This window comes from Flavobacterium myungsuense (assembly GCF_042677265.1).
Lineage (GTDB): Bacteria > Bacteroidota > Bacteroidia > Flavobacteriales > Flavobacteriaceae > Flavobacterium > Flavobacterium myungsuense.
In genome coordinates, this window is record NZ_JBHTIZ010000021.1 from 85,797 (window position 1) to 108,592 (window position 22,796).

Below are 22,796 nucleotides of genomic sequence, written 5' to 3' on the forward strand. Positions count from 1 at the left end.
TTGATGTTCAAAGACAATTCATCCCTTTAAACGATTTTAATTTTTTAATATATATTTAGTAATTAATTTTGACCATTATTCTTTAAAAAAAACATAAAATTATGGACGATATTTACAATCAAGTGTATAGGAAAGATTATTTTGAAGGATATGAAAACGGGTTAAATCCTTTTGTTCAATTGTTAAGCTGTAAACAAAAAAGTTTAGCATTTACTTCTGGATTTACAAACGGTAGAACAGAGTATGAAAATATAAATGGACTTGTCATCAATGGCATTCCTGAAAGAATAGTTACCGATAAGATTTTAGAAGAGTTTCTTCTTGCAGGAATTTTAGGGATGAAGATAGACGCTGAAGGATATACCGATACTCAATTACAAGCAATTCAAAAATGGTATGAAAGCGGTATTGAAAAATATGACCCCAATCAAAATATTTATCTTTTGGCATTGTTAGAGAAAAACGGTATAACATTAAGCTAGAAATAAAAAAAGTGTAAAAATCGTCACTAAAATTAGCAGATTTTTATTTGATGTTTTATCTTTGCGCCGTGAGAAAAATTGTCTTCATAGTAGCAATAGTCCTATTTTTAAAACCAGTTCTTCCTGTTTTGGAATATGTCGTTAATTATGAATACATTTCAAAAGTACTTTGTGTTAACAAAGACAAACCAAAGATGCAATGTAATGGAAAATGCCATTTGATGAAGGAACTCGCAAAATCTTCTGAAAACGAAAAACCTATTTCAGATAAAAAAATAATTACTCCAGAATTTGAAGTTTTGTTTTTTCAAGAAATCAAATCAATAAAAATTTGTAACTTTTTCTTCAAAAATCAAGAAAAAGAAAATGATAACTATTCTAATTTGTACACCTTTTTAAAGAATAGTTCCTTTTTTCGTCCTCCCAATTTTATTTCTTAAAATCGTATAAAAACAATTTGATTTTCCCTTTTTTAATTCTTACAATAGGGCGTATTTCTGTTGTTTAGTATGTTTGAAAAATAGTTTCGAACATAATTCTTTAATGCATTTTAATTAATAATAATATAAATAATGAAATTTCAATTAAAACACACAATTGCTATTTTAGCAATAGCTTTTCTATTTACTTCTTGCTCTAATGATGACAATAATGAAGAAACAATTTCTGGAAATGGAGCCATTACACTCGAGTTTGACAATGTTTTTAAAACTGCAAATTTTGCATTTAATACAAATTACACGAATTCAAACGGAGAAGTTTTAAATGTTACAAAACTTAAATATATAGTTAGCAATATTGTTTTAACTAAAGAAGATGGGTCAACTTTTATAGTGCCTAAAAGCGAAAGTTATTTTATTGTAGACGAATCAATAGAGGAATCTCAAGACATTACATTGCTAAATATCCCAGCGGGTAATTATAAATCAGTTCAATTTGGAATTGGTGTCGATAGAGCGCAATGGGAATTAGGGGCTGATGGTCAGGGAGATTTTTTAGCAAAAGCACAAACTGCAGGTATGATGTGGGCTTGGACAGGAGGTTACAAATTTGTAAACTTTGAAGGCACTTTTACAACACCAACAAATACAACACCTACGAATTTTAAAGTTCATACTGGAAAAACTATGGTTTCTGGAGTAGAGAACTACAATTATGCAACCGTTACTTTAAATTTTCCTGAAAATGAAAAAGCATTGGTTAGAACTTCAATTACTCCTGAAGTACATTTATTTGTTGATGTTTCTAAAATTCTTGATGGGAATACTGTGATTAACCTTGCTGATGCAATTGGTGGGAACATTATGGGTGGCGCAAAATTGGCTACTATAACTGAAAACTTGAATGCTATGATAAGTGTAAATCATATTCATAACGATTAACACAATGAAAAACTGTCAGTACATGTACCGACAGTTTTCATTATAAATTATAAAAATGAAAGCAAAATATATACTATTGCTCATTTTTCCGTTTTTTTGGAGTTGCTCTTCTGATGATTCGCAAGAGTATCAAAATATTCCAATTGATTTTAAAGTTCCGAGTAATTTTCCACCATTGGCTTATAATTTACAAAACAATCCAATTACAGAAAAAGGATTTGAACTCGGTAAAAAGCTATTTTATGACGGTAGATTAGCCTCTGACGGAGTAGTTTCGTGCGGATTTTGTCACGAACAATCATCTGCATTTACGCATCACGGGCATTCTTTTAGTCATGGAGTAGAAAATGCAATTGGAACGCGAAATACGCCCCCCATTCAAAATTTAGCTTTCCAAACTGCTTTTATGTGGGACGGAGCTGCAACGCATCTCGAGTTGCAATCCATTCTGCCTATTACAAATCCTATAGAAATGAATGGTGATTTTGCAAAATCGATAAGTATGATGAAAGCAGATCCCGTTTATCAAAAATTGTATCGACTTGCTTTTGCTGACGGAAAAATCAATTCTGAAAACATGTTAAAAGCATTAGCACAATTTATGGTTATGGTTACCTCATCTAATTCTCGATTTGATAAATATTCAAGAAAGGAGTCAGGAGGGATATTAACACAAGAAGAACTTGATGGTTATTCTTTGTTCAGTCAAAAATGTGCTTCCTGTCATTCAACTGCAATTTTCACTGATAATTCTTTCAGAAATAACGGATTGTCAATAGACCCAAAATTAAATGACGTAGGTAGGTATAGAGTAACTGAAAGCAAAGAAGATTTATATAAATTTAAAGTTCCTAGCTTGAGAAACATTGAAAAAACTGCACCATATATGCACGATGGCAGGTTTTTTACTCTAGAAGCCGTTTTAGATCATTATTCTAAAGGTGTTATTAATTCACCTACTTTAGATCCCATTTTAAAAAATGATAACGAAGTAGGAATTTTTTTGACGCCTTCAGAAAAAACAAAAATCATAGCTTTTCTAAAAACATTAACAGATAATCAATATCTTACCGATAAACAATTTTCAGAATTTTAAAAAATGAAAAACTTAGTTCTTATCTTGTTTTTTGTATTTCAATTATCAAATGCAACCGAAAGTGATTCTGTACATAACGTGAATACTTTTCTAAAATTTCCACTATTACTAGTGGATGATTGCGATGGTTGTGGTTCTGCAAGTGGAGGCGGCATGGGATTTGCCTCTATGCTAAACTCTAATTTTATAGGCATTCGATATTTTAATCAGCTGTACAAATCAAATGACGGATTGTATAGTAATTCGCCTTGGAATAAAGAGATCTTCAACACAACACAAATTTTGGGTAGAATTCCTGTTGGTAAAAACATTCAAATTTCGACTTTAATTCCCTATCATTTTCACGAAAGAGCAGTGACAAATGGCAAACAAAGTATAAACGGATTAGGAGATGTTACCCTATTGGTTATGTATCAATTGTATCAAACCCATAAGGACAGTACTTTTTTTACCCATACTTTGCAAATGGGAGCGGGAATAAAAGCGCCAACAGGAAAATTCAATGAGTTGAATGCAGCAGGAAGTGCAAACCCAAGTTTTCAAGTTGGAACAGGAAGTTGGGATTATCTTTTAGCAACAGAATATATTATTAGAAGAAAGCAGTTTGGATTAAACACTATGTTTAATTATGTTATTAAAACAGAAAACGAGAAAATGTATCGTTTTGGAAATCAAATGAATTATGCTGGAACTTTTTTCTATTTGTATGAAAGAGATACTTTTTCTTTGGCTCCGCAGCTGGGTTTAGCTGGCGAAGTCTATGAAAGTAATATTCAGCACGGTCAAGAATTAAAAAATACCGAAGGAAACATCCTTTTTAGTAAAATAGGTTTCGAAATGGGTAAAGATAAATTCTCATTGGGAGCCAATATAATGTTACCTATTCATCAAAATCTTAACGGAGGCAATTTAGACGCTAAATACCGTTGGAGTTTGAATTTGAATTATAGTTTATAAAAAAGAGTCCCCTAAAGGACTCTTTTTTATTATAAATAGTTACACCATTTATTCTTTCAATCGGCAGGCTTTTACATCGCCATCAACAACAACTTCGGTCATTCCTAATGCAGATAGATTCTTCATGGCTTTATCCCATTTTTTGCCACTCAATTCTGATTTTATTTTTAGCAAACCAAATTCCATTTGATTGTCATTAGATTGTAAAATAGATACAATAACTTTCTCTTCATCTTCTAATTCAATTTGAACTTGTTTTTTCTCTGGTCGCATTTGTGGAAAAAATAATACTTCCTGAATAGACGAATTGTTAGTTAGAAACATCATTAAACGGTCCATTCCAATTCCTAATCCAGATGTTGGCGGCATACCATATTCAAGAGCTCTCAAGAAATCTTCATCAATGGTTCCGTTGGCTTCATCATCTCCTTTTTCGGCTAGTCGCATTTGGTCTTCAAAACGCTCTCTTTGATCAATTGGGTCGTTCAATTCGGAATAGGCATTGGCAACTTCTTTACCGCAAACCATTAATTCGAATCGTTCTGTCAATTCTGGATTGTCACGGTGTTGTTTGCAAAGTGGCGACATTTCTTTTGGATAATCGGTGATAAAGGTAGGTTGAATATAATTTCCTTCACATTTTGCTCCAAAAATCTCATCAATCAATTTTCCTTTACCCATTGTAGCATTTACATCAATTCCCATACCTTTCGCAGCATTAAAAAGCTCGTCTTCACTTTTTCCTGAAATATCAAAGCCAGTAAAATGTTTGATAGAATCGGTCATTGTTACACGTGCATAAGGCGCCTTAAAATTAATTTTATGTTCACCAAAAGTAGCTTCGCTTGTTCCGTTTACACCAATGGCACAATGTTCCAAAAGGTTTTCAGTAAAATTCATCATCCAGTTGTAGTCTTTGTAGGCTACATATATTTCCATTGCAGTAAATTCGGGGTTGTGTGTACGGTCCATTCCTTCGTTACGAAAGTTTTTAGAGAACTCATAAACACCCTCAAATCCGCCTACAATTAATCTTTTTAGATATAATTCATTCGCAATACGCATATATAGCGGAATGTCGAGTGAGTTGTGGTGCGTAATAAAAGGTCTTGCTGCAGCGCCTCCCGGAATGGGTTGCAAAACAGGCGTTTCTACTTCTAAATAGCCTTTATCATTAAAAAAGGAACGCATTGCATTAAACAATTTGGTTCTTTTTATAAATGTTTCTTTTACATGATCGTTTACAGTCAAATCTACATAACGACGACGGTATCTTTGTTCAGGATCTGAAAAAGCATCGTGTGCTTTACCCTCGGCATCTATTTTTACAACTGGAAGAGGTTTTAAAGCTTTAGCCAATACAGTTAAACCATAGATATGAACGGAAATTTCTCCTACTTGTGTTTTAAAAACAGTACCCCGAACTCCTATAAAATCGCCGATGTCTAATAGCTTTTTGAAAACCACATTGTACATGGTTTTCTCCTCGTCACTAGAAATATCGTCTCTAGAAACATATACTTGAATTCGACCTTCAGCATCCTTTAATTCTGCAAATGAAGCTTTTCCCATGATGCGTTTTCCCATCAATCTTCCGGCTAAAACAACTTCTTTACCTTCGAATTTTTCGAAATTAGCAAGTATTTCGCTAGAATAAGCTGTAGTTGTAAATTCGGCTGCTGGATAAGGTTCAATACCTAAATTTCGTAATTCTGTAAGTGCTTCTCTACGTAAGATTTCTTGTTCGGATAAGGCCATGTATTCTGATTTTAAGAGTGCAAAGATAAAGTTTTTGTTTCAAGTTTCAAGTGTAAGATTTAAGGTTTTTTGAAGCTGAAAATTTCGTCTTTTCAATAAACAGTCGTCCCGCTATTCGCTACAATCTTTTTTGTTTAAAAAAAACAAAAAAGGATTTTCACTGCTATCGGGGCTAGGCTATAAAATTCGATTTTCATATAACAATTTTCAAAAAAACAGTAGTTATCCATATTAATAGCTGTCTTAATTAGTTTTATCCGTTTCATCAGTGTCCCATTTTATTTTATAGCAATAGTCTCAATAAGTATAATGATTAAAATCTTTGTAACTTTGCAACTCACAAATAATTAGAACGAAAAAGATTGCTGTGCTTCGTGCCTTGCAACTTATCGCAATGACAAATGAACAAAGCCATCCAACTTCAAGATTTAGGTTTAAAAGACTACAAAGCGACTTGGGAGTATCAAGAATCACTTTTTAAAGAAGTTGTCGATATAAAAATTAAAAACCGAAATTCAAACTCCCATCTTCCAACTCCTAACTTCCTACTTTTTGTAGAACATCCTCATGTATATACTTTAGGGAAAAGTGGCGATTTAGAAAATCTATTATTAAACGAAAAACAACTAGAAGCTAAAGGGGCGACTTTCTATAAAATTAATCGTGGTGGAGATATTACTTACCATGGTCCTGGACAAATCGTGGGTTATCCAATTTTAGATTTAGAAAATTTCTTTACAGATATTCATAAATATTTGCGTTTTTTAGAAGAATCTATTATTCTCACTTTACAAGAATACGGATTAGAATGTGGCAGAAGCGATGGAGAAACTGGTGTTTGGCTGGGAGTAGGGACTCCATTTGCACGTAAAATTTGTGCTATGGGTGTTCGTGCTTCCCGTTGGGTAACGATGCACGGTTTTGCCTTAAACGTCAATGTCGATTTGGGTTATTTTGATAATATTATTCCCTGCGGTATTCGTGGCAAAGCAGTCACTTCTTTACATGTAGAACTCGGAGTTGAAAACGTAGATGAAGCTGAAGTGAAAGCTAAAATTTTAAAACATTTTAGTCAATTGTTTGAAGCAAAGTTCGAGGCTTTTTAATAGGCCACAGATTAAAATGATAGAACAGATTGTCACGGATTTTATCTTGGTGACCTTCGTGACTTCTTCGTGAACTTTGTGTTTAAATTTTAAATCTCCAGTTTCAACTGATCTGGCAATAATCGAAACGTCATCCTGTGGTATTTAGTTACACCATGTTTTCGTATTGCTTCACGATGTTCTTTTGTTGGATAGCCTTTGTTTTGTTTCCAATTGTACATCGGAAATTCTTCGTGAATGGCATTCATATATTCGTCTCTGTGGGTCTTTGCTAAAACCGAAGCTGCAGCAATACTTAAATATTTAGAATCTCCTTTGATAATACTTTGATTTGGAATTGATTTTAATAACTCGATTTCAGCCTTTGAAAACTGTTTTCCAAAAGTGCTTTTCAATCCTAATTTTGCGTTTAATGAACGATTGCCATCAACAATAATAAATTCGGGAGTTGTGTTTAGTTTCAAAATGCATTCCTGCATCGCTTTCATCGAAGCATTTAGGATGTTAATTTCGTCAATTTCTTTAGGATGTAAATGTGTTACAGCAAATGAAACGGCTTGCAGTTCAATGATGGGTTTTAGTTTTTCTCTTATTTTTTCTGATAACTGTTTAGAGTCATTTAATAATTCATTCTGAAAATTCTGAGTAAGAATAACTGCTGTTGCTGTTACAGGACCAGCAAGGCATCCTCGTCCTGCTTCATCGGTGCCTGCTTCAAATAACAATTGGGAGAAGTTAGGTTTTAGCATGTTTTTAAATAAAATACAAATAACCGAAAATGTATTTAATTTAAAAAGGTTGCCTTGAAAAATACAACCTTTTAAAAAAATTTATTTATTTACTGAAACGCATAAGTAGTTATTCTAAATGGTGTTGTTGTACTTGTAAATGTATAAATGTCATTAGAAAAAGCAATATTAAAGTTTTCTTTTTTAACATAAAGTCCAGACGGATTCATTATTTGGTCATCTAAATTCTTTAAATATGCAGGTCTATTAATTCTAGTTCCATTTTGGTCAGTCCATCTGCCTGAAGTTAAAATTATGGACTTCTTTACTTTGTCTTCGGTAGTTGTGAAAAAATGAAAAATTGGGGCTCTTCCTCCTGTAAAAGTATAAACAACATAATTTGATGAACCGTCATTAAAAGTAAATTGTACTCTATCAATTGCTACGCCTTGAGGTAAGCCAGTATTTATTTCATTAAGTAGGTATAAAAACAAGCCTGAATTAGTTGGTGCAAACTCTAAGTATTCAGCAATATATGCAAAACCTGTTTCTGGTTTGCCTCGCAATAAATCTTTATAATCATCTGTTAAAAGCGGCGGAATATCGGTACTGCCAATTGTTGCAGTAACACCACTTGTTCCTGTTGCTACAAAGTTTCCAGTTCCTGCATCATAAGTAAAGACAGATAATTTCTGATCGTTGACAGTTAGGGCTGGTTTTACAATAATTCCAGTTGGAGTATAGGCAATTGCTAAAGATATAGTTTCTTCTGATGAAACATCAGTAGAAGTTGCAATTGAAAATCGTGAGGCAGAATCATAGTTGAAATCGAATTTTTCAATAGTACTACCATCATTTGTTTCTAATAATTTAAATAGAGAGGAATCTATTGTACCAGTTAAATTTGCACGCATCGTTGTGTTTTTCGCCAAATCGGACCAATCTAGTGCGGTCGCTTTTTCAAAACGTAATTCTTCAAAACTTCTGTTGGTTCTGAAAATAATTTCTCCATTTTCCTGCCCGTAATATAAAAATTGGAAATCACCTTTATATCCTTGTCCTCTTAATTCTGCTGTAGGGTAGTTGTCTGAATCAGAAAGTAGATGTATTCTATTTCTTGTAGTAAATAATAAACTTATTGTACTTCCTAATTCTATTTTATACTCACTACTAATTATAGAGGTATCTTCATCAAAATCAGAAGCCATGTCTACATTTTTCAAATCTTTAAATTTGAATAGATGCGTAAAGCCTCCTAGTTGAGTGCTATCTGTAAAATAAACCGCTTTCCAACCATACTCTGAGGAAAGTAAAATATCTGATAATTCTTTAGAACGCTCATTTAATCGTTCCGTAGCATTTTGATTAAATAGAGTGATGTCTTCCTTATTTTCACAGGCTACAAATTGTAAAAAAACAGCAACAATTAAAAAGACTTTTATTAATTTTTTCATTTTTATTAATTTTTTATTTTCAGTATTATTTTAGCACAAGATTTAATTAGTTATTTACAACTTTATCTGTATTCCTTTCTGCAGCATCTCTTAAAGCATAAAAATCGATATTAAATGCTTGCTTGAAATAACTTACAACTAATGCCTCTTTGGCTTTAATATCAAAATAGGCTTCGTCACTAACAATACTATCTAGTATAGCTTGGTATTCTTCTTTAGAATAGGTAAGCATTATAGAAGCCATTTCGGCAAAATCTTCAATAACGCTTGCTCTAGCATAATCAGTTATAAAGCCTTCTTCTCTAGCTTGTTCTATTGAAGATTCATACCAACTACTTGTATATCCTGTTGGTGTTATTTTTTCAAACGCTTGTTCGTCAAATGGCTTGGTTTGATTTAAAATATGAATGTATTCGTGTTGAATAGTTGCTATAAATCGTTGAACGTTTTCTCTGTCTTTTTTGTTAACGTTATCGGTTTCAAATAGCGTAATACGTTGTCCTGCCTCTGCTAATCCTAAGGTAACGGTTCCTGTGGTGTTCAAATTAATTCCGCCTACAAGGACTATTTCTCTAGGAGCAATTTTTTTTACAAAATCAGTACCGCCAAGTTCGGTATAACTGTCTAACCATATTGTTTTAACAATTTCTAAAACAGGTTGTACTTTGTTTTGAAAAGGTGGAAATAAAAAACGATTGTTATCTACTTTATTCTGATTCCAAGAGTAATATACTGCAATATTATACGGATTTACATAATTGGTATCAATCCAATTGTCTAATGCTGAATTTTCTGGATTAGTATCTGGCAATTGACTGCTTGTTAGTTTGTCATCACTTGAACAACTAATCATCACTGAAATTAGTAGTATTGCGACGATTTTAAATAAATTATTTTGTGTTTTCATACTGAATATTTTAAAATAATATTTTGTTAATTAACGTGGGTTTTTTTCTATTCCTTGATTACTGGCGTTTAAAGGTATTTGTAATACCTGTCGCTTATCTCCTTTTTGTAATATATTAGGTGGTGCATCAAAAAACCGGTGTGTAATTTTTAGATCAAAACGGCGGATATCAAACCATCGTAATCCTTCGTGAATAAAATCTCTTTTTCTCAAATCAGCAACAGCTTTGATATAAGATGCTTGTTTAGGTGTTAGTCCATAAAAAGGAGTAAATTCATCAGCAATGACTGGGTATTGATCAAGAATTAATTCTTCGGTAACAATATCGGTTGATGGGTCGTAATCTTCTGTTCTTGTACCAATGAAATATTGCAATTCAGCATTTGCCAAATCAAATTGATTAGTCATGATGTGCGCTTCGATTCTATTTAAGAAAAATTCATCATTGCTCAATAAAACTAGAGTGTTATAAGGTTCTCCTATGCCGGCATTGGCATTCGTAATTTTAAAATATTCATAAACTTTAGGAACAAACTTAGTTATGGCTCCATTGTAGGATAAGGTAAAGTAAAGCCAACTTTTACCAAAAACATTGGTTTGACTGCCAAAAATTTGATCTTCATCGGCACCCGTTAACTGATATCTATTAGAGTAAAAACTTCTAGAATAAATAGAGTTGACAGAGACAAGTAATAAATTAGTTGCTTCATCCTTGCTTGCATATTTCATTATAGCGGCATCAAGATTAGAAGTGAGATTAAGATAGGATTGATAATCTCTTAATTTTCCTTCAGGGTTTGACCCTAACTCTGATGAAACCGAAATAACTTTTTGCCATTCGCCTTTGATGAGATAAAACCGACTTGCAAAACAGTTTGCGGCTGATTTGTTAAAATGGAATTTTTGGTGTTTATATTCATTTGTAACATATTTTAACCCTTCTTCTAAGTCTTTTTCTATAAAATTAAACACTTCGGCAACCGTGTTACGCTTGTATTTTTTTAATAAGACTGTTTCAGGTTCAAATACATAAGGAATTCCTAAATCAGTGACAGCTGTTGCTGGGTTATAGGGTTTAGACCAAAGCGATACCAGCATAAAATGAGCATAGGCACGGCATAGCAATGCTTCTCCTTTTTGTGGTTCTAATTGTTTCGTATCTCCTAATTCTTTTATGGCAGCTAATGCTTGATTGGCGTGTGCTATGGCTTTGTAACAGGCTTCCCAATAGCTAGCAGGTGTGTCAAAATCTACTCTTGTGGGTACATCCCAATTGTAATTTTGAGTATTGTACAGAACCGTAAGATTTCTCTGGCCGCTATCAAAAACGTTGTCCGTCATTGTTTCGGTAAACTCCATGTAATTTGCTGGAGGGTAGGCATTTACTAGAAGCTCTGAAATTTTTTCTGGTGAGTCAATCTGTGTTCTGTTATCAGGAATTTCCGAAAGAAAATCTTCACAACTACTTAATCCTAGTGCAATCAAGAAATAGAAGGTTAGTTTTATAGTTTTCATATTTTTTTAAATGGATAAATTTATTACAAATGTATATTGACTCGTTATAGGTAAAGAAACACCGCCAGATCTAAAAAATTCTGGGTCTTGACCGTTTAGTTTTTTGTCTGAATAAATCAATAACGGGTTTGTACTTACTAGTTTAAAGTTGAAAGACGATACCCCAAGTTTTTTCTTAAAATCTTTAGAAAATTCATAGCCTAACGAAATATTTTTTAGCCTTACAAATGACCCATCGGCTACTCTTGCATCTGAATAATTATAGGTATTGTAGGCTATACCTAAATTAGTTCCTACTTCATTATAATTTCTTATTAAAGCTTTATCAGCAATAACAGGAATAGAGGTAAAGTTTTCGTCTCCAGCGTTTAACCAGCGGTTCTTAAATTCTTTAGTAAATACAGTTAAGTCATTATAATCTGAAGAATAAATTGGGTTTAGTCTAATTTTATTTCCTCCAGATGCTACTATAAAAATATTTAAATTCCAGTTTTTGTAGGTAAATGTATTTGAGATACCTGCCGATTTGTTAGGCTCTATCGATCCTTCGTATTTTAAATACTTGGTAATATCTTCATTGTCTTGGAAATTTGCACCTCCTACATTGTCGATTATTCCATCAGCCATAATAAAAGTTGGAACTCCTTGCGTATTTAGTCCTGTAAATTGATAAGAATATAAAGCATTTCTAGGTCTTCCTATTGTATTTCCACCAGTTCCATCAACAAGTCCTAGTACACTTGGCTGATTTTGTAGTTTTGTAATTTCTTGGTTAAAAACAGAAGCAGTAAATGTGGTTGACCATTTTAATTCAGTGTTTTTTAAATTTTGTGTGGTGATAGAAACTTCTAGTCCTTTGGTTTCCATATTTGCATTATTACCTTGTTTGATAGATTGACCTCCTATCCCTGAAGTGACTACAAAATCAACTAAATCAAATGCTTTTCGACTATAAACATCAGTTGTTAATTGTACTCTGTTGTCAAACAATCCTAAATCCATACCTATATTGGTTTCAAATTGTTTTTCCCAAGTTAAATCATTGTTTTGTAAATCCTGAATGTTTAAGCCGTTTTCTCGATCTCCTAAATTTAATCTATCGGTAATAAAACTTTGATAAATTGCTAATGAATTAGTAGCAGGACCTGCTGTAGCAGTAAGACCGTATGAAGCTCTAAATCCTAAAGTGCTAATAGTCTCAATTTTTTTTATGAATTCTTCTTCGCTTGCATTCCATTTACCACTAAAAGTGTAGGTAGGCAACCATCTTGAGGAATTTGTATTTCCTTGTCTGTTAGACCCATCATATCTTCCAGTTATAGACCCAGTATATCTTCGGTCATAGGTATAGCCAATTTTACTAAAAAAACCTACAGTTCTTTCTCTCTCCTCATTAACTCCAAAATAAGAATTTCCACCCTCAAGTAATTTTGCCAAAATTTTAGGATCGGTAAAGGAAGTTAAACCTCTATCGTATTGCAACCCGAATGCTGTAAAATTATCACTACTTCTGTCAACAGATCGTAACTCTTGACCAAATAAGGCATCCAATTCGTGTAAGTCTTTTAATGTCTTTTTATAACTAAAACTGTTTCTTATATTATATGAAGTCAAATCGTTGGTAAATTTTCTTAAAATACCTCCGCTTGGCAAAACAGATACAGGTGGCTTTGTGATATTATCGGGGTCTTTATATAAAAAGATGTTTGCATCTCTAACAATAGTAGTTTCGTCTGCATTATAAGCTCCAACAACATTAGAATTCTCAAGGATATTATGCTCTCTTATGGTATTTGCATACCTTGAAGAAGCTGTAAAATTATAGGTTAATTCAGGACTAATTTTGTAACTCAAGTCAGCTTGAAACTTTATATCTTTAACTTGTATCTCAATATAATTATTCTTTAATTCATTGATGATGTTTATTGGAGCCCAGTTGTTTCTATAGTATTCTAAATTTCCGTTTTCGTCATAAGGTCGTAAGGCACGATTGGTATTAAGAACATAATTAAATGGATTGATGTCAAAATCTCTAGTTGTGCTTCCTGTAACATTATCTTTTTGACTATCATAAGATCCTGGAGCGCCTTGATCTCTTACAGAGGCTTGTGTTTGGAGAGTTAAATTAAGTTTGTCATTAATATAAAAAGTATTTTTTATATCGGAAGTAATCCTTTTAACATTATCAGCTATAGTCCAGCCTGGGTCACTATAATATCCTAAAGAAGCAAAATAACTGTTGTTTTTTCCACCACCTGAGAAACTCAAGGAATGATTCTGAGATATAGACGGTCTAAACAATACTTTAAACCAATCAGTGTTAGCTAATTCGTATTTTCTTAGAAATCTATTTTTACTTGCAGGATCGTTTCTCACTCCAAATTGCCCAGAAGTCTCATCATATCTATTTAATTCTTTAGCAAGTATATTGTACACACCGCCATATCGACCCTGAGCTATCGTAGGCAGTTCTAGAAACCCTTTTGATTCTAATTCTTTTAGAACAACCATTGTTTCTTGAGAATTTAAAATATTATATTGACTATAATTAGGAATCGTTCTCAAAGCTTGTTCATAAGAATAATTAATACTTAATGGCGTTTCTTTCTTTCCTTTTTTAGTAGTTACTACTACCACTCCATTTAAAGATCGTGACCCGTAAATAGCAGTAGCGGATGCATCCTTCAAAATTTCAATACTCAAAATATCATTAGCATTTAGTCCAGCTACAGAAGAACCTAAAAGTGTTTCTGAATTTCCAGAAGCTAAATCGGCAAACGAAAGATTAACAATGTCTTCTTGTACAATACCGTCGATAACCCAAAGGGGTTTTGTATCTCCAAAAATAGAAGAAGACCCACGCACAACTATTTTAGGAGCAGCTCCAAAAGTACCACTAACATTTTGCACGGTAACTCCGGCAGCCTTACCTTCTATCATTCTACTTACATCAACTACACCTTCTACCTTTAAATCTTTTTCAGAAATTTTACTACTTGCTCCAGTAAACGTTCTTTTTGAAGTTGTTTCGTAACCGGTAGTAATTTTTACCTCATTCAATTCTTCTGCACTTTCTTCAAGAGCAACATTAATAGAAGTTTTATTGAGAACTTTTATTTCATTTTTTTTGTATCCAATGGAACTAAATATTAAAACCGCTTCGTCATCTTTAACTTTTATAGCATATTTTCCGTCAAAGTCAGTAGAAACACCTAATTTGCTGCCTTTAATAGTAACACTTACTCCAGGAAGTGGTAATTTATCAGATTTAGAAGTTACAGTTCCAGCTATTATCCTTTCTTGTGTATATCCTTGTTGGCTTAAAGCTGAAAACAAAAAGAAAAAGAAATAAAAAAATACATTTTTTGTCATAATCGTTTAATTACATTTTGCAACAAAATTAAATAAAAAAACAAAATAATAATAATTTATTTGTTTTTTGTGAATTATTTTTTTGTGTAGGCTCATTTTATTAACAATAAAGTAAAATTTAGTTTTTCGATGGTTTAATTAAAAGTCAATTATTTTTCGAGTCTTTTCAGGTTTAATTTTTTTTAAATTACAAGTTTTACTCTTGCTAGATACTTTTTACAAACAAATACCTATTTTTGTAACTTATAAAATAGGTATGAGAATTGTATTTTCGGTTGTGTTTTCTCTTTTTTCTCTAATTGTTTTTTCACAAGAAACTACAAATGAGAAACCAAAAAAAAGTCTTGTAAAGACTGAAGAACAGAAAGCCAAAGAGCGTTCTCAGAAAGCACCAATAACTTCCTATAAGATAATCACTTTAGATCGTGACACTACTTTTGTAGATACGTCACTCTCCATAAAAAAAGAGTATGATTACAATTATCTTCGTAAAGATAATTTTGGTCTTTTGCCTTTTGCTAATGAGGGTCAAACCTACAATACTTTGCAATATGGTTTAAATAAATTATCAGCTTTTCCTGAGTTTGGTTATAAAGGAAAGCATTTTAATTATCTAGAAGCTCATGATATTAAGTATTACTCAGTTGCAACACCTTTAACTGAATTGTATTTCAAAACAGTAATGACTCAAGGTCAAAGTTTAGATGCTTTCATTACCCTTAATACTTCTGAACGATTTAATTTCTCTATTGCTTACAAAGGATTACGATCTTTAGGAAAGTACATCAATCAACTTTCAAGCACAGGAAATTTCAGGTTTACTACAAGTTATCATACTAAAAGCAAACGTTATTTTGTAAATGCACATTTCACCAGTCAGGATTTTCTTAACGGAGAAAACGGTGGGATTACAACAATTGATGACTTTGAAAGTAAAAGTCCGGAATTTATAGAAAGACAACGATTAGAAGTTTATTTGACTGATGCAAAATCGTTTATAAAAGGGAAAAGAATATTTTTAGATCATAATTTCAGAATTAACTCTAAAGAGGGTAATAATAATTTGTTGCTAACGCACCAATTCAATTATGAAAATAAATTTTTAGAATACAATCAAAAAACGGTTTCCTCAACTACAGGAGATAAAATAATCAATAGATTTGGAGAAGCATTTGCTACTGGCGGGATAAATGATCAGGTTCGATACAACCGAATGTATAATAAAATAGGCGCTGCATATGAAAACGAAACTTTAGGAAAGTTTCAGTTTTTTATTGATGATTTCAGATTTAACTATTACTACAATACGATTTTTATAGTATCAAATGTAGTTGCGCCAAATTCGTTAAACGATGCCATTAATTCTTTTGGAGGTCAATATGAGTATCAAAAAAACAAATGGAAAGGCTCTTTTTTATATTCAAATTCAATTACCAATCAATCGTTAACAACTATCGATGGAAGTATAAAATATAAAATTGATGATAAAAATGAGTTTTCATTTCAGTATCAAAATTTAAATAAACTTCCTGATCATATTTATAATTTACATCAAAGCAGTTTTTTAAACTACAATTGGTTTAATAATTTTAAAAATGAGAAAATAAATTCGATACAAATTAATGCCAAAACAAAATGGTTAAATGCAAGCTTATTTGCCACTACTATTAATGATCATCTTTATTTTATGGATGAGAGTACAACAGAAAATGTTCAATTAGTTATTCCAAAACAATACGATAGCACTATCAAATTGTTATCGTTAAAAGCAAGTAAAGAAGTAAAATTTTGGAAATTGGCTCTCGATAATACAATTCTTTTTCAAAAAGTTGATCAACAAGATGCAATTTTAAATCTTCCAGAATTGGTTACCAGGAACACACTTTATTTTACGAATTATTTCTTTAAAAAAGCTTTGTATTTGCAAACAGGAGTCATATTTAATTATTTTACAAAGTACAATGCTAATGACTATAATCCTGTGCTTTCAGAATTTTTTGTTCAGAATAACAAAGAAATAGGCAATTTTGCAAACATGGATTTCTTCATAAATGCTAGGATTAAACAAACTCGAATTTTTATTAAGGCTGAGCATTTCAATTCGGCGCTTTCTGCCACAAATTCTTTTTATGCGGCTCCTAATTATCCGTATCGCGATTTCTTAATTCGATTTGGATTGGTTTGGAATTTCTTTCAATAATTTTCTGTTACAACAAAACGGAATTCAAATAAGAAGTTTGTACAAGTTATAAAATCTTAACATAATTTTGAATTGTCTTTTTGTAACTAATCCATACATTTGATTGTTGTTCGATTTATTTCAACAACCAGAAAAAACTATGATATACTCTAAAAATATTTTAGGAACTATCGGAAACACTCCTTTAGTAAAATTAAATAAAGTTACTTCTGAAATAGATGCATTAGTTTTAGCTAAAGTAGAAACGTTTAATCCTGGAAATTCTGCAAAAGACAGGATGGCTGTAAAAATGGTCGAAGATGCCGAAGCTGATGGGCGATTGCAACCTGGAGGAACAATCATTGAAGGGACTTCTGGAAATACAGGAATGGGCCTTGCGTTAGTTGCTATTATAAAAGGATACAAACTCATTTGTGTTATTACTGATAAACAATCCAAAGAAAAAATGGATATTCTCCGTGCGGTAGGAGCCAAAGTAATTGTTTGTCCAACAGATGTAGAACCAACAGATGCTCGCTCTTACTATTCAGTTTCGAAAAGATTAGCTCAGGAAACGCCTAATTCTTGGTACGTAAACCAATATGATAATCCATCAAATTCTATTGCTCATTACGAACAAACAGGACCAGAGATTTGGGAACAAACCAATGGGAAAATAACGCATTTTCTGGTAGGAGTAGGCACGGGAGGAACTATTTCAGGAGTAGCCAAATATTTAAAAGAGAAAAATCCTAAAATAAAAGTATGGGGAATCGATACCTATGGTTCGGTTTTTAAGAAATACCATGAAACGGGAATTTTTGATGAAAATGAAATCTATTCCTATATCACAGAGGGAATCGGCGAAGATATAATTCCTAAAAATGTTGATTTTTCCTTAATTGATGGTTTTACAAAAGTTACCGATAAAGATGCTGCGGTTTATACTAGAAAAATAGCTTTAGAAGAAGGTATATTTGTAGGTAATTCGGCTGGAGCCGTAATTAAAGGATTGTTGCAACTCAAAGAGCATTTCAAACCTGAAGATGTAATTGTAGTTTTATTTCATGATTCAGGAAGTCGTTATGTAGGCAAAATGTTTAATGATGATTGGATGAGAGAAAGGGGTTTTCTTGAGGAAGATTTAACCAAAGCAGAAGATGTAATAAAAGATCATTTGGACAAACCTTTAATTGTTGTGCGAACTGAAGAATTGGTATCACATGCTATCGAAAGAATGCGAAAATATAAAATTTCTCAAATTCCAGTTGTTGATATTACGGGTTTTGTAGGCTCAGTTGATGAAAGCGATTTGTTTCAAAGTTATGTTGCTGATAAAAACGTTGCCGATAAACCCATCAAAGAGATTATGGGAAAACCATTCCCAATTGTAAAATTAAATACACCAATAGAAGAGCTTTCTAAATTGTTTACTAAAGAAAATGATGCAGTTTTGGTAGATTTAGAAAATGGGAATCATCACATTATTACAAAATCAGACATTATAGGTTCTATAAAATAATTCATATAAATAAAATGACTTTCGTTGCTATAGATTTTGAAACTGCCACAGCCTATCATCCTTGTTCCGTAGGGATTGTTACAGTTGAGAATGGTGTTATTGTAGATGAATATGTAAGTTTGATTAAGCCTCCTAAAAATGAATATTCACCATTCACCATAAAAGTTCACGGCATTTATCCTAGAGATACCATAAATGCAAAATCATTTATACAAGTGTTTCCCGAAATTAAAAAAAGGTTACAAAATAAAGTTGTAGTAGCACATAACGAAAGTTTTGATAGAAATGTTCTTGCTAAATCTATGGCAATGCATCAATTGAATTATGAAGATTTAAATATTAGTTCACGCTGGGAGTGCACTGTAAAAATATACAAAGCCAAAGGATTTGTTCCTGCCAAATTAAGCGATTGTTGCAAACGAATGAATATACAACTCAATCATCATGAGGCCTTATCTGATGCAAGGGCTTGCGCTAAATTGTATTTATTGCGGTAAATTCAGATAGAAGTTATTTTGATTTAATTTATTTTTCAAATTGTTTTTTTACTACTTTAGTCTTTCATCTCGTGTTTGTTATTTATAAGCCAAAATAAATGAAAGAAGATTTTCTCCATTACCTCTGGAAATTCAAAAAGTTCGATACTACAAATTTAAAAACTTCAAATGATGAAGATATCACTATTGTAAATGCAGGACAGTATTTACAAATGGCCGGGCCTGATTTTTTTAATGCACAAATCACTATCGCAAATCAAAAATGGGCTGGTAATGTTGAGATTCATATAAAGTCTTCTGATTGGTATATACATCATCACGAGCGAGATGAAGCCTATGATAGCGTTATACTTCATGTGGTTTGGGAACATGATACCGAAGTTTTTAGAAAAAACAATACTGAAATTCCTGTTTTAGAATTAAAAAACTATGTTTCAAAAGAAACTTTAGAAAAATACCAGTCTTTACTAACGCCAAAATCTTGGATTTACTGCGAAAAACAACTGGAGGAAATTAATGAATTTACACTAAACAATTGGAAAGAGCGTTTGTTTTTTGAGCGTTTAGAGAGAAAATCAATAAAAATTCAGGAATTGTTGGTTCAAACCAATCAGGATTGGGAAGCAGTTTTGTTTTGTCTGTTAGCAAAGAATTTCGGACTTAATACTAATGGGGAATTGTTTTTAAAAATTGCACAGTCAATACCATTTTCAGTATTTAGAAAAGAAAGTTTTGAATTAGAAAATATCGAAGCATTGCTATTTGGAAAAGCGGGTTTGCTAAACATAGAAAAAGAAGATACATATTATAAAAATTTGCATACAAGATTCAACTATTTACAACATAAATTCCAATTAGAACAATCTGTTTTCGAACCGGTACAGTTTTTTAAACACCGTCCAGATAATTTCCCAACAATTCGATTGTCGCAATTAGCAAATGTATATCACAGTCAACATAATTTATTTTCAAAAGTAATTAATGCGAATTCGATTGAAAGTATTTATGATTTTTTTAGAGTTTCAGTTTCTAATTATTGGCAAAACCATTATCAATTTGATAAAGAAAGTCCAAAAAAGAACAAAATGCTTTCAAAATCATTTATAGACTTGATTATCATAAACACCATTATTCCTATTCAATTCGCTTATGCAAAAAGTCAAGGCAAAGATATTTCAGAAGATTTAATTCGTTTGATGCAAAATGTAGCTCCCGAAAGCAATACCATCATTCAAAAATTTAGTTCTTTTGGTGTTAAATCTAAAAATGCATTTGATACGCAATCATTGTTGCAACTCAAAAATGAATATTGCAACAAGAGCAAATGTTTAGATTGTGCTATTGGAATAGAATTATTGAAAAAAAGTTAATTTGTTGATTCTAAAATTTTGTAATTTTACCCAAAACCTAAAACCTCTTTACAAGAAAAGATGTCTTTTATAATCCAACTCAAATATTTCTTCGAAAAACATGGCTTTCATGTGTCCTCTCGATTGGCAGATAGTCTAGGTATGCGTGCAAATAGTGTTAGGTTGTTTTTTATTTACATTTCCTTTGTAACAGCCGGATTATGGTTCGGGGTTTACTTAACATTAGCTTTTTGGTTGCGATTAAAAGATTTAATTCGGGCAAAACGAACTTCAGTATTCGACTTATAATATGACTTCAAATACTTTAAAATCGTATTTCAAATATACTTCTTCGCAACGAAACGGAATATTCTTGTTGTTGTTTCTAATTATAGTTTTTCAATTAGTTTACTTTTTTGGTGATTTTAAATGGCTCCAAATCATTGAGAATAATAAAGAGAAACAACAATGGCTTTCTTTGCAATCTCAAATTGATGAAGCAAAGCAAGAAAAACAGGATTATACTCCTAAAATATATCCGTTTAATCCTAATTTTATAACCGATTTTAAAGGCTATAAACTCGGTATGTCTACTCAAGAAATCGATAGGTTGCTTGAATTTAGAAAAACAAATAAATACGTCAATTCTGCGCAGGAATTTCAAGCAGTAACAAAAGTTTCCGACTCTTTATTAAATAGTATTTCTCCTTATTTTAAATTCCCGGATTGGGTTACTAATAAAAAAGAATTCAAATCTTTTTCAAAACAAAATTTCGACAAAAAAGAAAAAACAGTTGTTTTAGATATTAATCAAGCGACCAAAGAAGATTTGAAAAAAGTGTACGGAATTGGCGATGGATTGTCTGATAGAATTCTGAATGAAAAAGAAAAACTTGGAGGTTTTGTTACAATGAATCAAATGAATGATGTATGGGGGTTGTCGTCCGAAGTTATTGTTAAATTGAATGAACAGTTTAAAATAACTACGCTACCTAATATTAAAAAGATAAACATTAACAGTGCCTCAATTAAAGAGTTGATGCAATTCCCTTATTTTAGTAAATATCAACTAGCAAAATCTATTGTTACTTACAGAAGCATGAACGGAGAAATTAAAAGCACTGAGGATTTAATAAAAATTAAGGACTTTCCTGTCGAAAAAGCCAATACAATTGTCTTATATTTGGAATTCTAAAAATAATAAACGATGAATTTCGAATACAATGAAACTCAATTCATGATTGCACAATCTATTAAAGATTTTGCAGAAAAAAATATTCGCCCATTTATTATGGAATGGGATGAAGCTCAAATTTTTCCAATTGATTTATTTAAAAAGCTAGGAGAAATGGGTTTTATGGGCATTTTAGTTCCAGTAGAATTAGGTGGTTCAGGTTTAGGTTACCATGAATATGTTACCATTATTGAAGAACTTTCAAAAGTTGACCCATCTATTGGATTGTCGGTTGCTGCTCATAACTCATTATGCACCAATCATATTTTAACTTTTGGTAACGAAGAACAAAAGAAAAAATGGATTCCAAAATTAGCATCAGGCGAACATATAGGCGCTTGGGGTTTGACAGAGCATAATACAGGATCGGACGCAGGCGGAATGAATACAACTGCTACTAAAGACGGAGATCATTGGATAATAAATGGCGCTAAAAACTTTATTACTCACGCTATTTCTGGTGATATTTCCGTGGTAATTGTTCGTACAGGAGAAAAAGGAGACTCTAAAGGAATGACCGCTTTTGTATTCGAAAAAGGCATGTCAGGATTTACTTCAGGAAAAAAAGAAAATAAATTAGGGATGCGGGCTAGCGAAACGGCAGAATTAATTTTTGATAATTGTCGAATTCCAGACGCAAACCGATTAGGAGAAGTAGGACAGGGATTTATTCAGTCTATGAAAATTTTAGATGGCGGTCGAATTTCCATCGGAGCCTTATCGTTAGGAATTGCAAAAGGGGCTTATGAAGCATCATTAAAATATTCAAAAGAAAGACATCAGTTTGGCAAAGCAATTTCTGAGTTTCAAGGGATTTCCTTCAAATTGGCCGATATGGCAACTGAAATCGAAGCCTCAGAATTATTAATTCACAAAGCAGCCTATCTCAAAGAACAAAATAAGCCAGTTACTACAGCTGGTGCGATGGCAAAAATGTATGCTTCGGAAATGTGTTGTAAAGTTGCTAATGAGGCCATTCAAATACATGGAGGTTATGGATATACCAAAGATTTTCCTGTTGAAAAATTTTACCGAGATGCTAAATTATGCACTATTGGCGAAGGAACTACTGAGATTCAAAAAGTGGTGATTTCTAGAAATTTGCTTAGATAGTAGTCATTAAAAGGGGTTTCGAGACATTAAGCAAAGCAATCTGATTTTTCATATTTGTTTTATTTTATTAAAATAATTCGCATTTCATATCTCATAATTCAAAAAAATAGTTACTTTTGCACCCTTAACGAGAGGAGGTGTCTAT

General features: G+C 32.1%; 19 protein-coding genes. 13 read left to right on the forward strand and 6 right to left on the reverse strand.

What is annotated here, in order from left to right; translation table 11 throughout:
• Positions 1 to 101: 101 nt before the first annotated feature.
• The 5 genes from ACFQ0S_RS07750 to ACFQ0S_RS07770 all read left to right on the forward strand — a co-directional run bounded on the left by ACFQ0S_RS07750 (position 102) and on the right by ACFQ0S_RS07770 (position 3,917).
• Positions 102 to 482: a hypothetical protein gene (locus ACFQ0S_RS07750; RefSeq protein ID WP_379753164.1), complete on the forward strand. Its 381-nt coding sequence runs from the start codon at positions 102 to 104 to the stop codon at positions 480 to 482.
• A gap of 68 nt (positions 483 to 550) precedes the next feature.
• Positions 551 to 922: a hypothetical protein gene (locus tag ACFQ0S_RS07755; RefSeq protein ID WP_379753161.1), complete on the forward strand. Its 372-nt coding sequence runs from the start codon at positions 551 to 553 to the stop codon at positions 920 to 922.
• A gap of 132 nt (positions 923 to 1,054) precedes the next feature.
• Positions 1,055 to 1,864, forward strand: coding sequence for an MbnP family protein (locus ACFQ0S_RS07760; RefSeq protein WP_379753158.1), 810 nt, complete (start codon positions 1,055 to 1,057; stop codon positions 1,862 to 1,864).
• 55 nt (positions 1,865 to 1,919) lie between these two features.
• Complete coding sequence (locus tag ACFQ0S_RS07765; protein WP_379753155.1) at positions 1,920 to 2,960, forward strand: cytochrome-c peroxidase; 1,041 nt, start codon at positions 1,920 to 1,922, stop codon at positions 2,958 to 2,960.
• 3 nt (positions 2,961 to 2,963) lie between these two features.
• Positions 2,964 to 3,917: a transporter gene (locus ACFQ0S_RS07770; protein WP_379753152.1), complete on the forward strand. Its 954-nt coding sequence runs from the start codon at positions 2,964 to 2,966 to the stop codon at positions 3,915 to 3,917.
• Between the two features lie 48 nt (positions 3,918 to 3,965).
• On the opposite strand, the gene lysS is transcribed toward ACFQ0S_RS07770, so the two are convergent.
• Positions 3,966 to 5,675 (reverse strand): lysine--tRNA ligase, encoded by a 1,710-nt coding sequence (gene lysS / locus ACFQ0S_RS07775; protein WP_379753149.1) that lies wholly within the window; start codon positions 5,673 to 5,675, stop codon positions 3,966 to 3,968.
• A gap of 401 nt (positions 5,676 to 6,076) precedes the next feature.
• On the opposite strand from lysS, the gene lipB reads away from it, so the two are divergent.
• Positions 6,077 to 6,781 carry a lipoyl(octanoyl) transferase LipB gene (gene lipB / locus ACFQ0S_RS07780; RefSeq protein ID WP_379753146.1) on the forward strand — a complete coding sequence of 235 codons (705 nt, stop codon included), beginning with the start codon at positions 6,077 to 6,079 and terminating at the stop codon, positions 6,779 to 6,781.
• Between the two features lie 89 nt (positions 6,782 to 6,870).
• Here the strand turns inward: lipB and ACFQ0S_RS07785 are convergent, their stop codons facing one another.
• From ACFQ0S_RS07785 to ACFQ0S_RS07805, 5 genes are all read right to left on the reverse strand, one after another.
• Positions 6,871 to 7,530 carry a ribonuclease HII gene (locus tag ACFQ0S_RS07785; RefSeq protein WP_379753143.1) on the reverse strand — a complete coding sequence of 220 codons (660 nt, stop codon included), beginning with the start codon at positions 7,528 to 7,530 and terminating at the stop codon, positions 6,871 to 6,873.
• An 89-nt stretch (positions 7,531 to 7,619) separates the two neighbouring features.
• A complete protein-coding gene (locus ACFQ0S_RS07790) occupies positions 7,620 to 8,963 on the reverse strand; it encodes a DUF4302 domain-containing protein (RefSeq protein WP_379753140.1) in 1,344 nt (447 codons plus the stop codon).
• Positions 8,964 to 9,009: 46 nt separating this feature from the next.
• Positions 9,010 to 9,870 (reverse strand): zinc-binding metallopeptidase, encoded by an 861-nt coding sequence (locus tag ACFQ0S_RS07795; RefSeq protein WP_379753137.1) that lies wholly within the window; start codon positions 9,868 to 9,870, stop codon positions 9,010 to 9,012.
• 30 nt (positions 9,871 to 9,900) lie between these two features.
• Positions 9,901 to 11,385: a RagB/SusD family nutrient uptake outer membrane protein gene (locus ACFQ0S_RS07800; protein ID WP_379753134.1), complete on the reverse strand. Its 1,485-nt coding sequence runs from the start codon at positions 11,383 to 11,385 to the stop codon at positions 9,901 to 9,903.
• Between the two features lie 6 nt (positions 11,386 to 11,391).
• On the reverse strand, positions 11,392 to 14,757 hold the full coding sequence (locus ACFQ0S_RS07805) for a SusC/RagA family TonB-linked outer membrane protein (protein WP_379753130.1): 3,366 nt from the start codon (positions 14,755 to 14,757) through the stop codon (positions 11,392 to 11,394).
• Between the two features lie 256 nt (positions 14,758 to 15,013).
• Here ACFQ0S_RS07805 and ACFQ0S_RS07810 point away from each other — a divergent pair, with 256 nt between their 5' ends.
• The 7 genes from ACFQ0S_RS07810 (at position 15,014) to ACFQ0S_RS07840 (ending at position 22,651) form a co-directional block, all read left to right on the forward strand.
• Positions 15,014 to 16,957, forward strand: coding sequence for a putative porin (locus tag ACFQ0S_RS07810; protein ID WP_379753127.1), 1,944 nt, complete (start codon positions 15,014 to 15,016; stop codon positions 16,955 to 16,957).
• Positions 16,958 to 17,096: 139 nt separating this feature from the next.
• Positions 17,097 to 18,458, forward strand: coding sequence for a pyridoxal-phosphate dependent enzyme (locus ACFQ0S_RS07815; RefSeq protein WP_379753124.1), 1,362 nt, complete (start codon positions 17,097 to 17,099; stop codon positions 18,456 to 18,458).
• A gap of 14 nt (positions 18,459 to 18,472) precedes the next feature.
• The gene (locus ACFQ0S_RS07820; RefSeq protein ID WP_379753121.1) at positions 18,473 to 18,955 is read left to right on the forward strand and encodes a 3'-5' exonuclease; all 483 of its coding nucleotides are present in this window, start codon (positions 18,473 to 18,475) and stop codon (positions 18,953 to 18,955) included.
• A gap of 98 nt (positions 18,956 to 19,053) precedes the next feature.
• Positions 19,054 to 20,325, forward strand: a complete 1,272-nt coding sequence (locus ACFQ0S_RS07825; RefSeq protein ID WP_379753118.1) for a DUF2851 family protein — start codon at positions 19,054 to 19,056, stop codon at positions 20,323 to 20,325.
• A 60-nt stretch (positions 20,326 to 20,385) separates the two neighbouring features.
• A complete protein-coding gene (locus tag ACFQ0S_RS07830; protein ID WP_379753115.1) occupies positions 20,386 to 20,613 on the forward strand; it encodes a PspC domain-containing protein in 228 nt (75 codons plus the stop codon).
• Position 20,614: 1 nt separating this feature from the next.
• The gene (locus ACFQ0S_RS07835) at positions 20,615 to 21,499 is read left to right on the forward strand and encodes a ComEA family DNA-binding protein (RefSeq protein WP_379753112.1); all 885 of its coding nucleotides are present in this window, start codon (positions 20,615 to 20,617) and stop codon (positions 21,497 to 21,499) included.
• 12 nt (positions 21,500 to 21,511) lie between these two features.
• The gene (locus ACFQ0S_RS07840; protein WP_379753110.1) at positions 21,512 to 22,651 is read left to right on the forward strand and encodes an acyl-CoA dehydrogenase family protein; all 1,140 of its coding nucleotides are present in this window, start codon (positions 21,512 to 21,514) and stop codon (positions 22,649 to 22,651) included.
• The last annotated feature ends 145 nt before the right edge of the window (positions 22,652 to 22,796 follow it).

Excerpts from the sequence above, each read along its gene's own strand:
- ACFQ0S_RS07810 (WP_379753127.1), top strand. The coding sequence starts at position 15,014 with ATGAGAATTGTATTTTCGGTTGTGTTTTCTCTTTTTTCTCTAATTGTT.
- ACFQ0S_RS07830 (WP_379753115.1), top strand. The coding sequence starts at position 20,386 with ATGTCTTTTATAATCCAACTCAAATATTTCTTCGAAAAACATGGCTTT.
- ACFQ0S_RS07820 (WP_379753121.1), top strand. The coding sequence starts at position 18,473 with ATGACTTTCGTTGCTATAGATTTTGAAACTGCCACAGCCTATCATCCT.
- ACFQ0S_RS07770 (WP_379753152.1), top strand. The coding sequence starts at position 2,964 with ATGAAAAACTTAGTTCTTATCTTGTTTTTTGTATTTCAATTATCAAAT.
- ACFQ0S_RS07805 (WP_379753130.1), bottom strand. The coding sequence starts at position 14,757 with ATGACAAAAAATGTATTTTTTTATTTCTTTTTCTTTTTGTTTTCAGCT.
- ACFQ0S_RS07840 (WP_379753110.1), top strand. The coding sequence starts at position 21,512 with ATGAATTTCGAATACAATGAAACTCAATTCATGATTGCACAATCTATT.
- ACFQ0S_RS07825 (WP_379753118.1), top strand. The coding sequence starts at position 19,054 with ATGAAAGAAGATTTTCTCCATTACCTCTGGAAATTCAAAAAGTTCGAT.
- lysS (WP_379753149.1), bottom strand. The coding sequence starts at position 5,675 with ATGGCCTTATCCGAACAAGAAATCTTACGTAGAGAAGCACTTACAGAA.
- ACFQ0S_RS07795 (WP_379753137.1), bottom strand. The coding sequence starts at position 9,870 with ATGAAAACACAAAATAATTTATTTAAAATCGTCGCAATACTACTAATT.
- lipB (WP_379753146.1), top strand. The coding sequence starts at position 6,077 with ATGAACAAAGCCATCCAACTTCAAGATTTAGGTTTAAAAGACTACAAA.
- ACFQ0S_RS07765 (WP_379753155.1), top strand. The coding sequence starts at position 1,920 with ATGAAAGCAAAATATATACTATTGCTCATTTTTCCGTTTTTTTGGAGT.
- ACFQ0S_RS07750 (WP_379753164.1), top strand. The coding sequence starts at position 102 with ATGGACGATATTTACAATCAAGTGTATAGGAAAGATTATTTTGAAGGA.
- ACFQ0S_RS07785 (WP_379753143.1), bottom strand. The coding sequence starts at position 7,530 with ATGCTAAAACCTAACTTCTCCCAATTGTTATTTGAAGCAGGCACCGAT.
- ACFQ0S_RS07790 (WP_379753140.1), bottom strand. The coding sequence starts at position 8,963 with ATGAAAAAATTAATAAAAGTCTTTTTAATTGTTGCTGTTTTTTTACAA.
- ACFQ0S_RS07800 (WP_379753134.1), bottom strand. The coding sequence starts at position 11,385 with ATGAAAACTATAAAACTAACCTTCTATTTCTTGATTGCACTAGGATTA.
- ACFQ0S_RS07760 (WP_379753158.1), top strand. The coding sequence starts at position 1,055 with ATGAAATTTCAATTAAAACACACAATTGCTATTTTAGCAATAGCTTTT.
- ACFQ0S_RS07815 (WP_379753124.1), top strand. The coding sequence starts at position 17,097 with ATGATATACTCTAAAAATATTTTAGGAACTATCGGAAACACTCCTTTA.
- ACFQ0S_RS07835 (WP_379753112.1), top strand. The coding sequence starts at position 20,615 with ATGACTTCAAATACTTTAAAATCGTATTTCAAATATACTTCTTCGCAA.